17 protein-coding genes are annotated in these 14175 nt (G+C 71.5%); 13 read left to right on the top strand and 4 right to left on the bottom strand.

Annotated features, from left to right (window positions below; translation table 11 throughout):
* Positions 1 to 2: 2 nt before the first annotated feature.
* Positions 3 to 443, bottom strand: coding sequence for an Hsp20/alpha crystallin family protein (locus WT53_RS05010; RefSeq protein ID WP_034206926.1), 441 nt, complete (start codon positions 441 to 443; stop codon positions 3 to 5).
* Positions 444 to 689: 246 nt separating this feature from the next.
* Between WT53_RS05010 and WT53_RS05005 the strand changes: the two genes are divergently transcribed.
* Positions 690 to 1607, top strand: coding sequence for a 3-hydroxyacyl-CoA dehydrogenase NAD-binding domain-containing protein (locus WT53_RS05005; RefSeq protein WP_034206927.1), 918 nt, complete (start codon positions 690 to 692; stop codon positions 1605 to 1607).
* Positions 1608 to 1640: 33 nt separating this feature from the next.
* Here the strand turns inward: WT53_RS05005 and WT53_RS05000 are convergent, their stop codons facing one another.
* On the bottom strand, positions 1641 to 1922 hold the full coding sequence (locus WT53_RS05000) for a DUF4148 domain-containing protein (RefSeq protein ID WP_034206928.1): 282 nt from the start codon (positions 1920 to 1922) through the stop codon (positions 1641 to 1643).
* 141 nt (positions 1923 to 2063) lie between these two features.
* Positions 2064 to 2912 (bottom strand): LysR substrate-binding domain-containing protein, encoded by an 849-nt coding sequence (locus WT53_RS04995; protein WP_034206929.1) that lies wholly within the window; start codon positions 2910 to 2912, stop codon positions 2064 to 2066.
* Positions 2913 to 3239: 327 nt separating this feature from the next.
* Here WT53_RS04995 and madL point away from each other — a divergent pair, with 327 nt between their 5' ends.
* The 11 genes from madL to WT53_RS04940 all read left to right on the top strand — a co-directional run bounded on the left by madL (position 3240) and on the right by WT53_RS04940 (position 12099).
* Positions 3240 to 3635, top strand: a complete 396-nt coding sequence (gene madL / locus WT53_RS04990; RefSeq protein ID WP_034206930.1) for a malonate transporter subunit MadL — start codon at positions 3240 to 3242, stop codon at positions 3633 to 3635.
* Positions 3636 to 3646: 11 nt separating this feature from the next.
* The gene (madM, locus tag WT53_RS04985) at positions 3647 to 4414 is read left to right on the top strand and encodes a malonate transporter subunit MadM (protein ID WP_027784056.1); all 768 of its coding nucleotides are present in this window, start codon (positions 3647 to 3649) and stop codon (positions 4412 to 4414) included.
* Positions 4415 to 4564: 150 nt separating this feature from the next.
* Positions 4565 to 6211 (top strand): malonate decarboxylase subunit alpha, encoded by a 1647-nt coding sequence (gene mdcA, locus WT53_RS04980; RefSeq protein ID WP_034206931.1) that lies wholly within the window; start codon positions 4565 to 4567, stop codon positions 6209 to 6211.
* 10 nt (positions 6212 to 6221) lie between these two features.
* Positions 6222 to 6536, top strand: a complete 315-nt coding sequence (gene mdcC, locus WT53_RS04975; protein WP_006485317.1) for a malonate decarboxylase acyl carrier protein — start codon at positions 6222 to 6224, stop codon at positions 6534 to 6536.
* Positions 6533 to 7456 carry a biotin-independent malonate decarboxylase subunit beta gene (locus WT53_RS04970; RefSeq protein ID WP_034206932.1) on the top strand — a complete coding sequence of 308 codons (924 nt, stop codon included), beginning with the start codon at positions 6533 to 6535 and terminating at the stop codon, positions 7454 to 7456. The genes mdcC and WT53_RS04970 overlap by 4 nt, the downstream gene beginning before the upstream one ends.
* Positions 7457 to 7535: 79 nt before the next feature.
* Positions 7536 to 8243 (top strand): biotin-independent malonate decarboxylase subunit gamma, encoded by a 708-nt coding sequence (gene mdcE, locus WT53_RS04965; protein WP_034206933.1) that lies wholly within the window; start codon positions 7536 to 7538, stop codon positions 8241 to 8243.
* Positions 8230 to 8898, top strand: a complete 669-nt coding sequence (gene mdcG / locus WT53_RS04960) for a malonate decarboxylase holo-[acyl-carrier-protein] synthase (protein ID WP_034206934.1) — start codon at positions 8230 to 8232, stop codon at positions 8896 to 8898. The genes mdcE and mdcG overlap by 14 nt, the downstream gene beginning before the upstream one ends.
* Positions 8895 to 9761 carry a triphosphoribosyl-dephospho-CoA synthase MdcB gene (mdcB, locus tag WT53_RS04955; RefSeq protein WP_034206935.1) on the top strand — a complete coding sequence of 289 codons (867 nt, stop codon included), beginning with the start codon at positions 8895 to 8897 and terminating at the stop codon, positions 9759 to 9761. The genes mdcG and mdcB overlap by 4 nt, the downstream gene beginning before the upstream one ends.
* On the top strand, positions 9758 to 10690 hold the full coding sequence (locus WT53_RS04950) for an acyltransferase domain-containing protein (protein WP_034206936.1): 933 nt from the start codon (positions 9758 to 9760) through the stop codon (positions 10688 to 10690). Before mdcB ends, WT53_RS04950 begins: the two co-directional genes overlap by 4 nt.
* 116 nt (positions 10691 to 10806) lie before the next feature.
* A complete protein-coding gene (locus WT53_RS04945; protein WP_034206937.1) occupies positions 10807 to 11328 on the top strand; it encodes a phospholipase D-like domain-containing protein in 522 nt (173 codons plus the stop codon).
* A gap of 123 nt (positions 11329 to 11451) precedes the next feature.
* Positions 11452 to 12099, top strand: coding sequence for a phosphoribosyltransferase (locus tag WT53_RS04940; RefSeq protein ID WP_034207871.1), 648 nt, complete (start codon positions 11452 to 11454; stop codon positions 12097 to 12099).
* Between the two features lie 7 nt (positions 12100 to 12106).
* On the opposite strand, the gene WT53_RS04935 is transcribed toward WT53_RS04940, so the two are convergent.
* The gene (locus WT53_RS04935; RefSeq protein ID WP_034206938.1) at positions 12107 to 13324 is read right to left on the bottom strand and encodes a polyhydroxyalkanoate depolymerase; all 1218 of its coding nucleotides are present in this window, start codon (positions 13322 to 13324) and stop codon (positions 12107 to 12109) included.
* Between the two features lie 206 nt (positions 13325 to 13530).
* Between WT53_RS04935 and WT53_RS04930 the strand changes: the two genes are divergently transcribed.
* The gene (locus WT53_RS04930; RefSeq protein WP_034206939.1) at positions 13531 to 14160 is read left to right on the top strand and encodes a glutathione S-transferase family protein; all 630 of its coding nucleotides are present in this window, start codon (positions 13531 to 13533) and stop codon (positions 14158 to 14160) included.
* The last annotated feature ends 15 nt before the right edge of the window (positions 14161 to 14175 follow it).

Below are 14175 nucleotides of genomic sequence, written 5' to 3'. Positions count from 1 at the left end.
GTTTACTGAATGGTGATCGCGCGCGGCTTCGATGCTTCGCGCCGGCCGACGCGAATCAGCAGGCAGCCGTTTTCGTAGCGGGCGCTGACCTGGTCGGGGTCCGCGTCGCGCGGCAGTTCGACCACGCGGCGGAACGCGCCGTGAAAGCGCTCCTGCGCATACGTGCGCACGTCGTCGCCTTCGGTGCGCGGCGCCGGTTTGCGCTCGCCGCTGATCGTCAGCAGATCCTTGTCGATCGATACGTCGAAATCGGCCGCGGCCATGCCGGGCGCGAATGCGACGATCTCGATCGCATCGTCGGTGGCGCCGACGTTGAGTGCGGGAAAGGCGCCGGGGCGCACCGCGCGGATGCCGGACGGGCGCTCGCCGAGCAGGCTCGCCATCTGCCGCTGCACGCGGGCGAATTCGTCGAACAGGTCGTTGCCGAAATGGATACCGCTCATGTTGGTCCTCCTGAACAGGGAACGCGGGAGACGTGACGGCGCGGCGCCTGCGGCGGGCGCGACGGGTGGCTCCACTGGATCGATACGGGGGCGGTGCGTTGCATGAGGCACTGCCCGACGACGCTTAATTAGTGGCCGCCGTCGCGCATTTCAAGAGGGATTGCGCAATCTGCGTCGACGCGTGCGCGCGGGATTCGATGCGACAATCGGCGCGGCATATCTGCAGACCAACCACACGGGACAACCATGGACATTCGACGTATCGCGATCGTCGGCGCCGGCGTGATCGGCGCGAGCTGGGCCGCTTTCTACCTGACGCAGGGCTTCGACGTCGTCGCGACCGACCCGGCCCCGCAGGCCGATGCGCGGCTGCGCGACGCGCTGGCCGCGTTTCTCGGCGAGCGGGCCGCGGAGCTTGCCGCGCGGCTGTCGTTCGACGCCGATCTCGTGCGTGCGCTGGACGGCGTCGACTTCGTGCAGGAGAGCGGCCCCGAGCGACTCGACCTGAAGCGCGCGCTCTATCGCCAGATGGACGACGTGCTGCCCGCGCACGTGCCGATCGCGTCGAGCTCGTCGGGCCTGAAGATGTCCGAGATCCAGACCGCGTGCGCGAAGCATCCGGAACGCTGCCTGATCGCGCATCCGTTCAATCCGCCGCACCTGATTCCGCTCGTCGAGCTGGTCGGCGGCGATGCGACCGGCCAGGACGTGATCGCACGCGTGAAGCGTTTCTACGACGGGCTCGGCAAGCAGACGATCGTCCTGAACAAGGAGATGACCGGCCACGTCGCGAATCGGCTCGCGGCCGCGCTGTTTCGCGAGGTGTATCACCTCGTCGGCGAAGGCGTCGTGAGCGTCGCCGATGCGGACAAGGCCGTCGCGTGGGGCCCCGGCCTGCGCTGGGGGCTGATGGGGCAGTGCCTGACCTATCACCTCGGCGGCGGCGCGGGCGGGATCGCGCACTTCCTCGAGCACCTGTCGGGGCCGATCACGAGCTGGTGGGACGACCTCGGCACGCCTTCGTTCGATCCGGAAGTCGATCGCAAGCTGAACGACGCGCTGCGCGCGATCCAGGGCGAGCGCTCGATGCAGGAACTGGCGGCGGAGCGCGACCGGTTGCTCGTCGAGCTGATCGACGCGCGGCGCTGCAGCTTCCTGCCCTGATCACGACCCGATCGCGCGCGGCGGCGGCGCCGGTCACTGCTGCGACGTTGCCTGGGGCGCGGGCGGCACATGGGCCAGCCACGCGGGGCTCGCGGCCTGCACGAGTTCGCGATTGCGCGCGCGGGTCGCGGCGTCCGGCGGGTAGTTGCCGTCGTTCGTCGGTAGTTCGCCGTCGAGATAGGCCTGCTTGAGCTGGTCGACGACTTCCGCGCGCGTGAGGCCCGGTGCGGGCGCCGACGCGTCGGTCTGGGCAAAGGCGGGGGACAGCAGCGCGGCTGCAGCGGTCGCGGCGGCGAATCGCAGGACGTTCTTCATGGCGGGCTCCGATCAAGGGGACGGGGTATCGGAGGCGCGTGGCGATGCGCGGCGCGCCTCCGATGGGTCCCATTGTCGCGAGCGGGTGCTGCGCGGACGATGACGCGTGCCGGGCAAAGCCGTCAGGTGCGCACGGCGCCGTTACAACTCGGCCGCCGCCGCGATCAACGTGGCTTCCAGCGCGAGCGTCGAGCGCGACGCGGCCGCCGGGCGGTCGATCACGTATTCGAGTTCGCCGAGTTCCGGCAGTCCCGCCTCGAGCCGCGCGAGCCCGGCCGGGATCACGTAGCCGGCGAACGCGCTGACGCCGAGCCCCGCGCTCGCGGCCGCCCGCAACACCGCGATGCTGCTGCTCACGACGGCGATCCGGTAAGGGCGCCCGACGGCTTCGAGCGATTCGAGCACGCGGCGGCGCGACACGCTCGGTTCCGGATGCATCGCGAGCGGCAGCACGGCTTCGTGGCCGGTGATCGGCGAATCGGGGCCGGTGCACCAGTACAGCGGTTCGCTGCGGATCACGCGTCCGCGCCGGCTGCCGGCGATGCGTTTCGCGAACACGAGATCGTGCCGGCCTTCGTCGAGCGCGTCGAACAGGTCGCCCGACAGCCCGGTCGAGATCGCGAGTTCGACGTCCGGGTTGCGCTGCACGAAGCTCGCGAGCGCGGCCGTCAGGTGCGCCGACGCGAAATCCTCCGACATCGCGAGCCGCACCTTGCCCGACAGCGGCGGCCCGCATACCGACGTGACGGCCTCGTCCATCAGTTCGAGGATGCGCACCGCGTAGCGGAACAGCGCGTCGCCGTGCTGCGACAGGTGCACGTTGCGCGTGTCGCGCTCGAACAGCGGCCGGTCGAGCAGCTCCTCGAGGCGGCGGATATGCTGGCTGACGGTCGATTGCGACAGGCTCACGCGCTCGGACGCAGCGGTGAAGCTGCCGGACTGGGCGACGGCGACGAAGCTGCGCAGCAGCTCGGGCGGTAACGGACGCATTGCTAAATCCACTGAATCGGTTTCGACAACTTCATAAATGGCCGGATTTTGCGGCGCTAGTATCGGATCACGCGCCAGTGCGGCCTCCGCGAAGGGGGCACCGGACGCGTAGCCCGTGTCGCGCCGCCGGTTGCATCGGTCAGTCTAAGGCATCCGGCGTCCGGCCCGAACCCGCATCATCCCATCGACCCCGAGAACGCGCTCGCACGACGAGCCGCCGGGCCGCGGCGCCCCGCCGCAGGAGACGAACAGTCCGCCCGGGATCGGCGTGCGGGCCTGGCTCCCGCGCGCGTCAGGCGCCCGTCACGAAGAGACTGGAGACGACTCATGATCATCTACGGAACCGCGCTGCTGGCGTTCTGCCACCTGGCCGGACTGTTTCTCGGCGACCTGCTCGGCGCAGCCATCGGCGTGAAGACCAACGTCGGCGGCGTCGGCATCGCGATGCTGCTGCTGATCTGCCTGCGCCTGTGGCTGCATCGGCGCGGCTGGCTGCCGAAGGAGACCGAGGCCGGCGTCGGTTTCTGGGGCGCGATGTACATCCCGGTCGTCGTCGCGATGGCCGCGAACCAGAACGTCGTCGCCGCGCTCAAGGGCGGGCCGGTCGCGCTGCTGGCCGCCGTCGGCGCGGTCGCGGTCTGCGCATGCTGCATCGCGGTACTCGCGCGCATGGGGCGCGACGACACGGCCTTCGCGGGCGTGCCGCAATTCGAAGAACGATAACGGAGGCCGCCATGCTGCAGATGCTCGAAAAAACCGTCGCCCACAACGGGCTCGTCGCGTCGTTCGCGCTGGTCGGCCTGATCATGTGGCTGTCGTCGATCGCGTCGCGCAAGCTCACGTTCGGCCGCGTGCACGGCTCGGCGATCGCGATCGTCATCGGTCTCGTGCTCGCGTACGTCGGCGGCGCATTCACCGGCGGCGAGAAGGGCTTGGCCGACGTCAAGCTGTTCGCCGGCATCGGCCTGATGGGCGGCGCGATGCTGCGCGATTTCGCGATCGTCGCGACCGCGTTCGAGGTGCAGCCGACCGAGGCGCGCAAGGCCGGGCTCGTCGGCGTCGTGTCGCTGCTGCTCGGCACCGTGCTGCCGTTCATCGTCGGCGCGTGCATCGCGCGCGCGTTCGGCTATACCGATGCGGTCAGCATGACGACCATCGGCGCGGGCGCCGTCACCTACATCGTCGGGCCCGTCACGGGCGCGGCGATCGGCGCGAGCTCCGACGTGATCGCACTCAGCATCGCGACGGGGCTCGTCAAGGCGATCATCGTGATGGTCGGCACGCCGGTCGCGGCCAACTTCATGGGCCTGAAGACGCCGCGCTCCGCGATGATCTTCGGCGGGCTGGCCGGCACCGTCAGCGGCGTGAGCGCGGGGCTCGCCGCGACCGATCGCCGGCTCGTCCCGTACGGCGCGCTGGTCGCGACGTTCCATACCGGCGTCGGCTGCCTGCTCGGGCCGTCGCTGCTGTTCTTCACGACGCGCGCGCTGGTCGGCGCATAGCCGCCGAGTGCGATCCGGGCGGCCGGCGCGTGCCGGCCGCGGCGGGCCGTATCCATCGCGGCGTCCTCTGAGTCGCATTCGTCAACATCATCAATCGGCGGCGGCGCCAGGCTTAGAATGCCGCTGAACCATCGAAGCGGAGAACTGTTCATGACGGGATGGAATCACGCGCGGCAGGCGCGCGATGCACGCCTCGCGGCCGGCGCGGCATACGCGCACGGCAAGCGGGTCGATGCGCGCGACACCGTCGCGTTGCTCGAGGCGGTGCTGCGGCCCGGCGACCGCGTCTGCCTCGAAGGCGACAACCAGAAGCAGGCCGACTTGCTCGCCACCGCGCTCGCCGACGTCGACAGCGCGAAGATCCACGACCTGCACATGGTGCAGTCGGGCGTCGTGCTGCCCGAGCATCTCGACGTGTTCGAGCGCGGGATCGCGAAGCGTCTCGACTTCGCGTATTCGGGCCCGCAGTCGCAGCGCATTGCGAAGCTGCTGTTCGGCGGCAAGATCGCGCTCGGCGCGGTGCATACCTACCTCGAACTGTTCGCCCGCTACTTCATCGACCTCACGCCGCAGGTCGCGCTGATCGCGGCCGTGAGCGCCGACGCCGACGGCAACCTGTACACCGGCCCGAATACGGAGGACACGCCGACCGTCGTCGAGGCCACCGCGTTCAAGGACGGCATCGTGATCGCGCAGGTCGACCGCATCGTCGACAAGGTGCCGCGCGTCGACATCCCGGGCGATCGCGTGCATTTCGTCGTCGAGGCCGGTCGGCCGTTCTACGTCGAGCCGCTGTTTACGCGCGATCCGGCGGCGATCACCGAAACGCAGATCCTGACCGCGATGCTCGCGATCAAGGGCATCTACGAACCGTACGGCATCCGCCGCCTGAATCACGGGATCGGCTTCAACACGGCCGCGATCGAGCTGCTGCTGCCGACCTACGGCGAGAAGCTCGGGCTGAAGGGCAAGGTCTGCACGCACTGGGCGCTCAATCCGCATCCGACGCTGATTCCCGCGATCGAATCGGGCTGGGTCGAGCAGATCCACTGCTTCGGCTCCGAAGTCGGGATGGACGACTACATCCGTGCGCGCTCCGACGTGTGGTTCACGGGCCCCGACGGATCGCTGCGCTCGAACCGCGCGTTCTGTCAGACGGCCGGCCTCTACGCGTGCGACATGTTCATCGGCTCGACGCTGCAGATCGACCTGGCGGGCCATTCGTCGACGGTCACGGCCGAGCGGATCGCCGGCTTCGGCGGCGCGCCGAACATGGGCAGCGACGCGCGCGGCCGCCGCCATCCGAGCGAGCCGTGGCTGAAGGCCGGCGCGCAAGCCGACCCCGACACGCCGGCGGCGCTGCGGCGCGGCCGCAAGCTGGTCGTGCAGATCGGCGAGACGTTCGGCGACAAGAACGTGCCGATGTTCGTCGAGAAGCTCGACGCGCTGAAGCTCGCCGACAAGCTGCAGCTCGATCTCGCGCCGATCATGGTGTACGGCGACGACGTCACGCACATCGTCACCGAGGAAGGGATCGCGAACCTGCTGATGTGCCGCGACAAGGACGAACGCGAGCACGCGATCCGCGGCGTCGCCGGCTATACGGACGTCGGCCGCGGCCGCGACCGGAAGCTGGTCGAACGGCTGCGCGAGCGCGGCGTGATCCGCCGCCCGGAAGATCTCGGCATCGATCCGCTCGACGCCGACCGCCGCTGGCTCGCCGCGCGTTCGATCAAGGATCTCGTGCACTGGTCGGGCGGGCTCTATGCGCCGCCGGCCCGGTTCCGCAACTGGTGAGGAAGAGGGCATGGAACAGTTGAACTATCGCTTCACCGCGCGCGAGCGCGCGAAGGGCGAGCAGGCCGCGGCGCTCGTCGGCGTGGTCGCGTCCGGCAACCTCGAGGTGCTGGTCGAGCGCGTGCTGCCGGGCAACGAATGCGAGATCGACATCCGCACCGCGGCCGTCGGTTTCGGCGCGGTCTGGCAGGCGGTCGTGTCGGATTTCGTCGAGCGGCGCACGCCGGGCGGTCTGAAGCTGTCGATCAACGACGGCGGCGCGCGCCCCGACATGGTGTCGCTGCGGCTCGCGCAGGCCGTGCGCGCGATCGAGGGAGACGCATGATGAGCGACGCGATTCACGACGCGCCGGCGTTCGTCGCGAACGCAGCGAGCTGGTACGAAGCATCGGCGCGGCAGCGTATCGACGGGCTGCTCGACGCGGGCAGCTTCGGCGAATTCCTGGGGCCGGCCGAGCGCGTGACGAGCCCGCATCTGCCGCTGTTCGATCTGCCGCAGCAGTTCGACGACGGGATGGTGGTCGGCCACGGCCGGCTCGACGGCCGGCCGGTGTTGGTCGCCGCGCAGGAGGGCCGCTTCATGGGCGGCGCGTTCGGCGAAGTGCACGGCGCGAAGCTCACCGGGTTGCTGCGCGCCGCGCGCGAAGTCGGCAAGCCGGTGCTGATCCTGTTCGATACGGGTGGCGTGCGGCTGCAGGAAGCGAACGCGGGCGAGCTCGCGATCGCCGAGATCATGCGCGCGCTCGTCGAAGCGCGTGCGGCCGGCGTGCCGGTGATCGGGCTGATCGGCGGGCGCGCGGGCTGCTACGGCGGCGGCGGGTTGCTCGCCGCGTGCTGTTCGGCGCTCGCGGTGTCGGAGCAGGGGCGCATCAGCGTGTCGGGCCCCGAGGTGATCGAGACCAATCGCGGCGTCGAGGAATTCGACTCGAAGGATCGCGCGTTGATCTGGCGCACGATGGGCGGCAAGCACCGGCGGCTGATCGGCGGCGCCGATCGCTACGTGGCCGATACGCCGGACGCGTTCCGCGCGGCCGCGCTCGCGCTGATCGACCGGGCGCCGTCGTTCGATGCGGCGATGCTGCGCGCGGAGCAGGCGCGCCTCGAAGCGCGGGTCGAGCGGTTCGGCGCCTGCCAGGATGCGCTCGACGTGTGGCGCATGCTCGGCGCGGATCGGCCGGAAGCGATTCCCGGCATGCCCGACGACGAATTCGCCAGGCTCGCCGACCAGTTACAGGAGCAGAAATGAAACGACCCCCACGCTCACTTCGTTCGCTGCGCCCCGAGGGGGCGCCTGCTTCCCTTGGGGCGGCCCGGCGGGAGGCAGCATGACGCTCGATGAAGTACTGAACGCGCTGTTTCCCGCGGGCCACGCGATTGCGCGCAACGGCGGCCTGCTGACGGGCCACGCGGAACTGGCCGGCGTGCGCGTCGACGTGATCGGCGTTGCCGAGCGCCTGCCGTTCGGCATCGACGAGGCGCTGACGCTCGCGTCGCACGTGCTCGAGACGGTCGCGCGCGGCGGCGACACGCCGATCCTCGTGCTGGTCGACAGCGACAGCCAGCGGATGAGCAAGCGCGACGAATTGCTCGGCCTGAACGAAGGGCTGTCGCATCTCGCGAAGTGCCTGATGCACGCGGATCTCGCCGGGCACCGGACGATCGGCGTGCTGTACGGCCACACGGCCGCCGGCGCATTCATCGCGACCGCGCTCGCGACGCGTACGCTGCTCGCGGTGCCGGGCGCCGAGCCCGAGGTGATGGATCTGCCGTCGATGTCGCGCGTGACCAAGCTGCCGATCGACGTGCTGAAGGAGATGGCGCGTTCGACACCGGTGTTCGCGCCGGGCCTCGACAATCTCGTGAAGATGGGCGCCGTCGACGCCGTGCTCGATCCGTCCCGCGCGCTCGACGCGCAGGTCGGCGAATGGCTCGGCAAGCCGATCGACCGCATCGACCGGCGCGCGGCGCGCGGCCGGCCGATCGCGACCGACGTCGCCGCCCGCGTCGAGGCACTCGCGCGTGCCGCACGCTGAGCTGCCGCTGCGCCGCCATACGCTCGTCACGCTGACGGCGGGCGGGTGGGGCGCGGCATTCGCCCGCGACCCCGCGCTCGCGGGCGACCCGCTCGTACGCGCATGGGCCGCACGCGGCTGGCCGCTGATCGTGCGTCGCGCGTCGCCGGATGAAGCCGATGCCGGCCGCGTGCCGCTCGGCCTGCCGCTGCCGCCTTCGGCAGGCAAGCGGCGCATCGCGCTGAACGTGTCCGCCGACGCGCTCGCGACGGTCGGTCCGCTGCCGACGTTGACGGACGTGCGCGCCGCCGCGCCCGCGGCATGGCACGCGCCGTTGCGCGCGCTCGATGCGCTCGGCGCGCGCTGCGGCGTGCAGGGCCGCGTGTTCGGCAGCCTCGCCTGGCAGGCGCTGACGGGCGAGGCTTACCTGAGCGCCTCATCCGATCTCGACATCGTATTTCCGCTGCCCGACCCCGCGTCGCTCGCGCCGTTGCTCGACGGTCTCGCGGCGATCGACGCGCGCGCGCCGATGCGCATCGACGGCGAGCTGCTGCGCGACGACGGCGCGGGCGTCAACTGGCGCGAACTGCACGCGCGGTTGCCTGAAGTCGCGGTGAAGACCGCGCGGGCCGTCGAGCTGATGCGCGCCGACGCATTCGCCGGAGGCACGCGATGAGCGCCCGCGGTGCCTGCCGCTTGGCGGCGCCGTCCGATGCCGAGCGCATCGCCGCGCTGGCCGAGCGCAGCCTCGTGCTCGAGATCGAGACCTATCCGAAGCCGGGCCTCGTCAGTCACGTCGACACCGGCAGTCACGCGGACATGGACGCGGCGACGTTCGCGCGCAGCGCGGCCGTGCTGCGACCGTACTTCGCGGAACTCGCCGACGCGGGCGCGCGCGACGCGGACATGGCCGTGCTGCGCAAGATCGGCCTGCGAGCCGAACACGCGATGCTCGCCGCGACCGGCGGCGTCAATACGCATCGCGGCGCGATCTTCGGGCTCGGGCTGCTGTGCGCGGCCGCCGGCCGGCGCGCGCGGCCGGGCGCGATGCCGGACGGCACCACGCTCGGTGCGTTCGTGGCCCGTCGCTGGGGCGTCGAGATCCTCGGCGGCCCGCGTTTGCCGGACAGCCACGGCGAGTGCGCCAGCCGTCGCTACGGTGTCGGCGGCGCGCGTCGCGAGGCGGCCGACGGTTTCCCGTCCGTGTACGCGGTCGGGCTGCCCGCGCTGCGCCGCGCACGGCGCGACCTGCCGGACGATCCGGAAGCCGCGCGGGTCGCCGCGTGCTTCGCGCTGGTCGCCGTGCTCGACGACACGAATCTGCTGCATCGGGGCGGCCGGGACGGCCTCGATTTCGCCCGTGCGACCGCCCGCGCGTTCGTCGCGCGCGGCGGCGTGCGCACGCCCGACTGGCGGCTGCGCGCAGCGGCCGCGCATCGTGCGTTCGTCGCGCGCCGGCTGAGCCCGGGCGGCGCGGCCGACCTGCTCGCGATGAGCGTATTCGTCGATGCGCTCGATGCCGAAGGGGACGCGCGATGACGCTGGCCATTCTGTGCTCGGGGCAGGGGGCGCAACGCGCCGACATGTTCGACCTGACCGGGTCGGCGCCGCAGGCCGACGCACTGTTCGCGCATGCGGGCCGGCTGCTCGGCGACGATCCGCGCGCGTGGGTCCGGCAGGCCGGACCCGACGCGCTGCGGGAAAACCGCGCCGCGCAGATTCTTTGCACGGTCCAGGCGCTCGCGGCGGCGGCGCTGCTCGACGCGGCGTGGCCGCGCCGGCGTTGCGTCGCGGGCTACAGCGTCGGCGAGGTCGGCTCGTGGAGCGTCGCCGGAATGATCGACCCGCACGATGCACTCGAGCTGGCTGCCGCGCGGGCACGCGAGATGGATGCCGCGAGCGGCGGCGACGAGCGGATGGTGTTCGTGCGAGGCCTGACGCGCCCGCAACTCGCGCGGCTGTGCGACGGTCGCGACGCGGCCATCGCGATCGCGAATCCCGGCGATGCGTTCGTGGTCGCCGGGCGGCGCGCCGATGTCGATGCCGTGGCCGACGATGCGACCCGTGCCGGCGCGCTGCGCGTCGCGCCCGTCTGCGTGCGGATCGCGTCGCACACGCGCCGGCTCGCGGCGGCCGTACCCGCATTCCGCGCGACGCTGGCCACGACACCCGTGCGTCGACCGTTGCCCGGCACGCGGCTGTTTTCGGGGATCGACGGCGCGTCGGTGCTCGAGGTCGACATGGGCCTCGACAAGCTCGCGCGGCAGATCGCCGAGCCGGTCGAGTGGGCGGCCTGTCTTGCCGCGTGCGTGGAGGCCGGCGCAACCGCGTTTCTCGAACTCGGCCCCGGCCGCGCGCTGGCCGAGATGGCTGCCGGCGCGTATCCCGCGTTGCCGGCGCGCAGCCTCGCGGATTTCCGTTCCGTCGAAGGCGTGACGAGCTGGCTCGCGCGCGTCGCGGCCGGCTGATCAGCGCGGCGAAACCCGGCTGAAACCCGGCCGCCGGGCACCTGTTTCGCACCGTGTGTTGCGCCGGCGCAGCAGCGTCGTCGCCGCCCCTTGCCACGCGAAATGGCGTCGCTACAATGGCGCCCGCCATGAGACCAGCCGCCTTCTTTCTCGCCGCGTTCTGCTGCGCGGCGAGCGTCCACGCCAGCCATATTCCGTCCGACGCCGCATCGGTCGGCACGTACTTTTCGTATGACAACGCGGCGGCCGACGCGACCGTCGACCTGATCGAACAGGCGCAGCGCCGCGTGCTGCTGGCCGGCTATACGCAGGTGCCGCCGGCTGTCGCGAGCGCGCTGCGCTCGGCCCGCGCGCGCGGGATCGAAGTGCGCGTCGTGCTGGTGCGCCCGCCGCGTGCGGGCAGGTACAGCGGCGCCGGCTATCTGAAATCCGCGGGCATCGACGTCGCGATCGACTCCCGGGGCGGCGGCCCCGCGTCGCGCTTCGTGATCGTCGACGACAGCGTCGCGCTGACGACGCTGTCCGACGGCGCGGCCGAGCACGCCGACACGGTGAACGTGTTCCGGCGCGCGCCCGAACTCGCGCAGTCCTACGCCCAGTCGTTCTGGCGGCTGTACCGGCAGGCCAGCGGTCTCTGACCCTTCGTTGCGACGCGTCGCGCCGGTGTGACCCTGCTTGCATCGGCGCGAGCGATGCACCATCCTCGTTGACAGGCGCCGGCGCGGGTGGCGCGCACCCGGCGCAACGGCAGGGAGTCGATCGTGACCGAAAGCAGTTTTGCCGATCGCGCCGATGCCGGCCGCCAACTGGCCGACGCGTTGCGCGAATACGCAGGGCGAAGCGATGTGGTCGTGCTCGCGTTACCGCGCGGCGGCGTGCCCGTCGCGTATCCGGTCGCATGCGCGCTGCGCGCGCCCCTCGACGTGCTGGTCGTGCGCAAGCTCGGCGTGCCGTTCGACCCCGAACTCGCGATGGGCGCGATCGCGACGGGCGGCGCGATGCATCTGCAACGCTCGGTGATCCGTTCGATGGACGTCTCCGATGCGCAACTCGCCGACGTGATCGCGCGCGAGACGGCCGAACTGCAACGCCGCGAGGCGCTGTACCGCGGCGCGGTGCCGCCGCAGGCGGTGGACGGACGCATCGCGATCGTCGTCGACGACGGCGTCGCGACCGGCGCGTCGATGCGCGTCGCGCTGCAGGCGCTGCGCGAGCGCCACCCGGCGCGCATCGTCGCGGCGGTGCCGGTCGCGCCGGCGGGTGCGGCGCACGCGTTCGACGGCCTGGCCGACGCGTTCGTCACGGTGTCGCAGCCGCTGCGGTTCTTCGGGATCAGCCAGTTCTACGCGCGCTTCGAGCAGACGAGCGACGACGAGGTGCGCGCGCTGCTCGACGCGGCGCGCCCCTGACGCGGCGTCACGTCCGACGGCTCCGGCGCGGGCGCGCTCGGCCGGCTTCCGCCAGCGCGAACACGCGCTGCAGCGCCGGATGGACGTTGCCGTGCCAGCGTGGCCCCGTAAACAGCCCATAGTGATCGCAATCGTCGATGTCGACGCGATGGCGCTCGTCGGCCGACAGGCCGCTGCACAGGGCGAGCGCCGCATGCGTCTGCCCAGCGCCCGTGACCGCGTCGCGGGCGCCTTCGACGGTCAGCAGCGCGACGTCGCGCAGCGCGGCGGGGTCGACGCGCCGGCCACGCACGCGCCACGCGCCGGTCGCGAGCAGCATGCGCTGGAACACGACGTCGACCGTGTCGAGAAAATAGTCGGCCGGCATGTCGAGCAGCGCCGTGTATTCGCGCAGCGCCCGCCGGGCGTCGGCAAGCCCGCTCATGTCGAAACGCGACGCCGCCAGCGCGTAGGTTTCGATCAGCGTCAGGAAGCGTTGCGGATACAGGAGCGCGATCTCGCCCTGCTGCAGATAGGTCGGGAACACGGCGCGGCCGTGCCCCGCGAAGCCGGGCGGCACGATGTCGATCAGGTGGCGCCGGCACCAGTCGAGCGAATGGGCGGCGGCCGCGGCGCCGAGCGCGCTGGGGTTCAGCCGCGCGTCGAGCGGGCCGCCGATCAGCGTGATGCTCGCGGGCGGCGCGAGGCCGCGTGCGGCGCGCAGCGCGAGTGCGCCGAGCGCCGGTACGGTCGCCTGGCACACGGCGACGACGTGCAGCGGCCGATCGTCGCGCTGGAGGGTGGCGACGAAGCCGTCGAGCATCGCGACGTACTCGTCGAGCCCGAAACGGCCTGCCGCGAGCGGCACGTCGCGCGCATTGCGCCAGTCGGTCACGCAGACGTCGCCATCGGCGAGCAGCGTTTCGGCGGTTTCCCGCATCATCACGGCCGCGTGCCCGACGAGCGGCGCGCACAGCAACACCGTGCGGCGCGCATCGGCGTGCGCGAAGCGCCGCAAGTCGCAAAACGGCGTGTGCGCGACGACCTGCTCGCCGACGTCCGGCCACGCGAGGTCGAAGCCCGGCGGCGCGGCCTGCGGCCCGAGCAGCGGTTCGAACAGGTCGTCGTAGCACGACGACGCGGCATGCGGCAGCGACGCCGCGGGCCACGCATCGAACGCGTATCGCGTCGCCGCGCGCCATGCGCGCATCCATTCCCGCTGCTGCTCGACGACGGCGTACCACATGGCGGACCCTGGGGCGGAAGGAGCGTGAACCTGCATTATGGTCACTGTGGACGGGCAGTGCGAGCCCGATGCGCGGCCGCGCGTGTCGAGCGCACGGGCACGCTGAGGCCAGCACAAGCCCGTTATTGGCGCGAACGGGTGCTAGGCGCTGCCGCGCGACGCTGCTACAGTCGGCGGTTCCATTTCCTCGAAACGGAGCGTTTGCGATGAAGCTGATCGGCATGCTGGATTCCCCGTTCGTGCGCCGCGTCGCCATCTCGGCGAAGCTGCTCGACCTGCCGTTCGAACACGAGTCGCTCTCGGTGTTTCGTCATGTCGAGCAGTTCAGGACGATCAACCCGGTCGTCAAGGCGCCGACGCTCGTGACCGACGGCGGCGCGACGCTGATCGATTCGTCGCTGATCGTCGACTATCTCGACCACCTGGCCGCGCCCGAGCGGCGCCTGCTGCCCGATGCCGTCGATGCCCGGCTGCGCGCGCTGGTGCCGATCGGGTTCGCGCTGGCCGCCGCCGAGAAGACCGTGCAGGTCGTCTACGAGCAGGCGCTGCGGCCGTCGGACAAGCAGCACGAACCGTGGGTCGAGCGCGTGCTGAGCCAGCTCGAAGCCGCATACGGCGCACTGGAGCCGCTGGTCGCGGCCACCAACGGCTGGTTCGGCGGTGCGCGGCTGCTGCAGTCCGACGTGACGGTCGCGGTGGCGTGGCGCTTCACGCAATTCGTGGCCGCAGATTACCCGGTGCTTGCGCGGATCGATCCGGCCCGTTATCCGGCGCTCGCCGCGCATTCCGCGCGGGCGGAAGCGCTGCCGGCCTTCGTCGAAACGCCGCTCGTCTAGGGTTCGCGCGCCGGG

Source organism: Burkholderia sp. MSMB2157WGS (genome assembly GCF_001532755.1).
In the GTDB taxonomy this organism is placed as follows: Bacteria; Pseudomonadota; Gammaproteobacteria; order Burkholderiales; family Burkholderiaceae; genus Burkholderia.
The sequence above is the reverse complement of the archived record's forward strand: the minus strand, read 5'-3'. Positions and strand labels throughout refer to the sequence as shown.

Excerpts from the sequence above, each read along its gene's own strand:
- WT53_RS05010 (WP_034206926.1), bottom strand. The coding sequence starts at position 443 with ATGAGCGGTATCCATTTCGGCAACGACCTGTTCGACGAATTCGCCCGC.
- WT53_RS05005 (WP_034206927.1), top strand. The coding sequence starts at position 690 with ATGGACATTCGACGTATCGCGATCGTCGGCGCCGGCGTGATCGGCGCG.
- WT53_RS05000 (WP_034206928.1), bottom strand. The coding sequence starts at position 1,922 with ATGAAGAACGTCCTGCGATTCGCCGCCGCGACCGCTGCAGCCGCGCTG.
- WT53_RS04995 (WP_034206929.1), bottom strand. The coding sequence starts at position 2,912 with ATGCGTCCGTTACCGCCCGAGCTGCTGCGCAGCTTCGTCGCCGTCGCC.
- madL (WP_034206930.1), top strand. The coding sequence starts at position 3,240 with ATGATCATCTACGGAACCGCGCTGCTGGCGTTCTGCCACCTGGCCGGA.
- madM (WP_027784056.1), top strand. The coding sequence starts at position 3,647 with ATGCTGCAGATGCTCGAAAAAACCGTCGCCCACAACGGGCTCGTCGCG.
- mdcA (WP_034206931.1), top strand. The coding sequence starts at position 4,565 with ATGACGGGATGGAATCACGCGCGGCAGGCGCGCGATGCACGCCTCGCG.
- mdcC (WP_006485317.1), top strand. The coding sequence starts at position 6,222 with ATGGAACAGTTGAACTATCGCTTCACCGCGCGCGAGCGCGCGAAGGGC.
- WT53_RS04970 (WP_034206932.1), top strand. The coding sequence starts at position 6,533 with ATGATGAGCGACGCGATTCACGACGCGCCGGCGTTCGTCGCGAACGCA.
- mdcE (WP_034206933.1), top strand. The coding sequence starts at position 7,536 with ATGACGCTCGATGAAGTACTGAACGCGCTGTTTCCCGCGGGCCACGCG.
- mdcB (WP_034206935.1), top strand. The coding sequence starts at position 8,895 with ATGAGCGCCCGCGGTGCCTGCCGCTTGGCGGCGCCGTCCGATGCCGAG.
- WT53_RS04950 (WP_034206936.1), top strand. The coding sequence starts at position 9,758 with ATGACGCTGGCCATTCTGTGCTCGGGGCAGGGGGCGCAACGCGCCGAC.
- WT53_RS04945 (WP_034206937.1), top strand. The coding sequence starts at position 10,807 with ATGGCGCCCGCCATGAGACCAGCCGCCTTCTTTCTCGCCGCGTTCTGC.
- WT53_RS04935 (WP_034206938.1), bottom strand. The coding sequence starts at position 13,324 with ATGTGGTACGCCGTCGTCGAGCAGCAGCGGGAATGGATGCGCGCATGG.
- WT53_RS04930 (WP_034206939.1), top strand. The coding sequence starts at position 13,531 with ATGAAGCTGATCGGCATGCTGGATTCCCCGTTCGTGCGCCGCGTCGCC.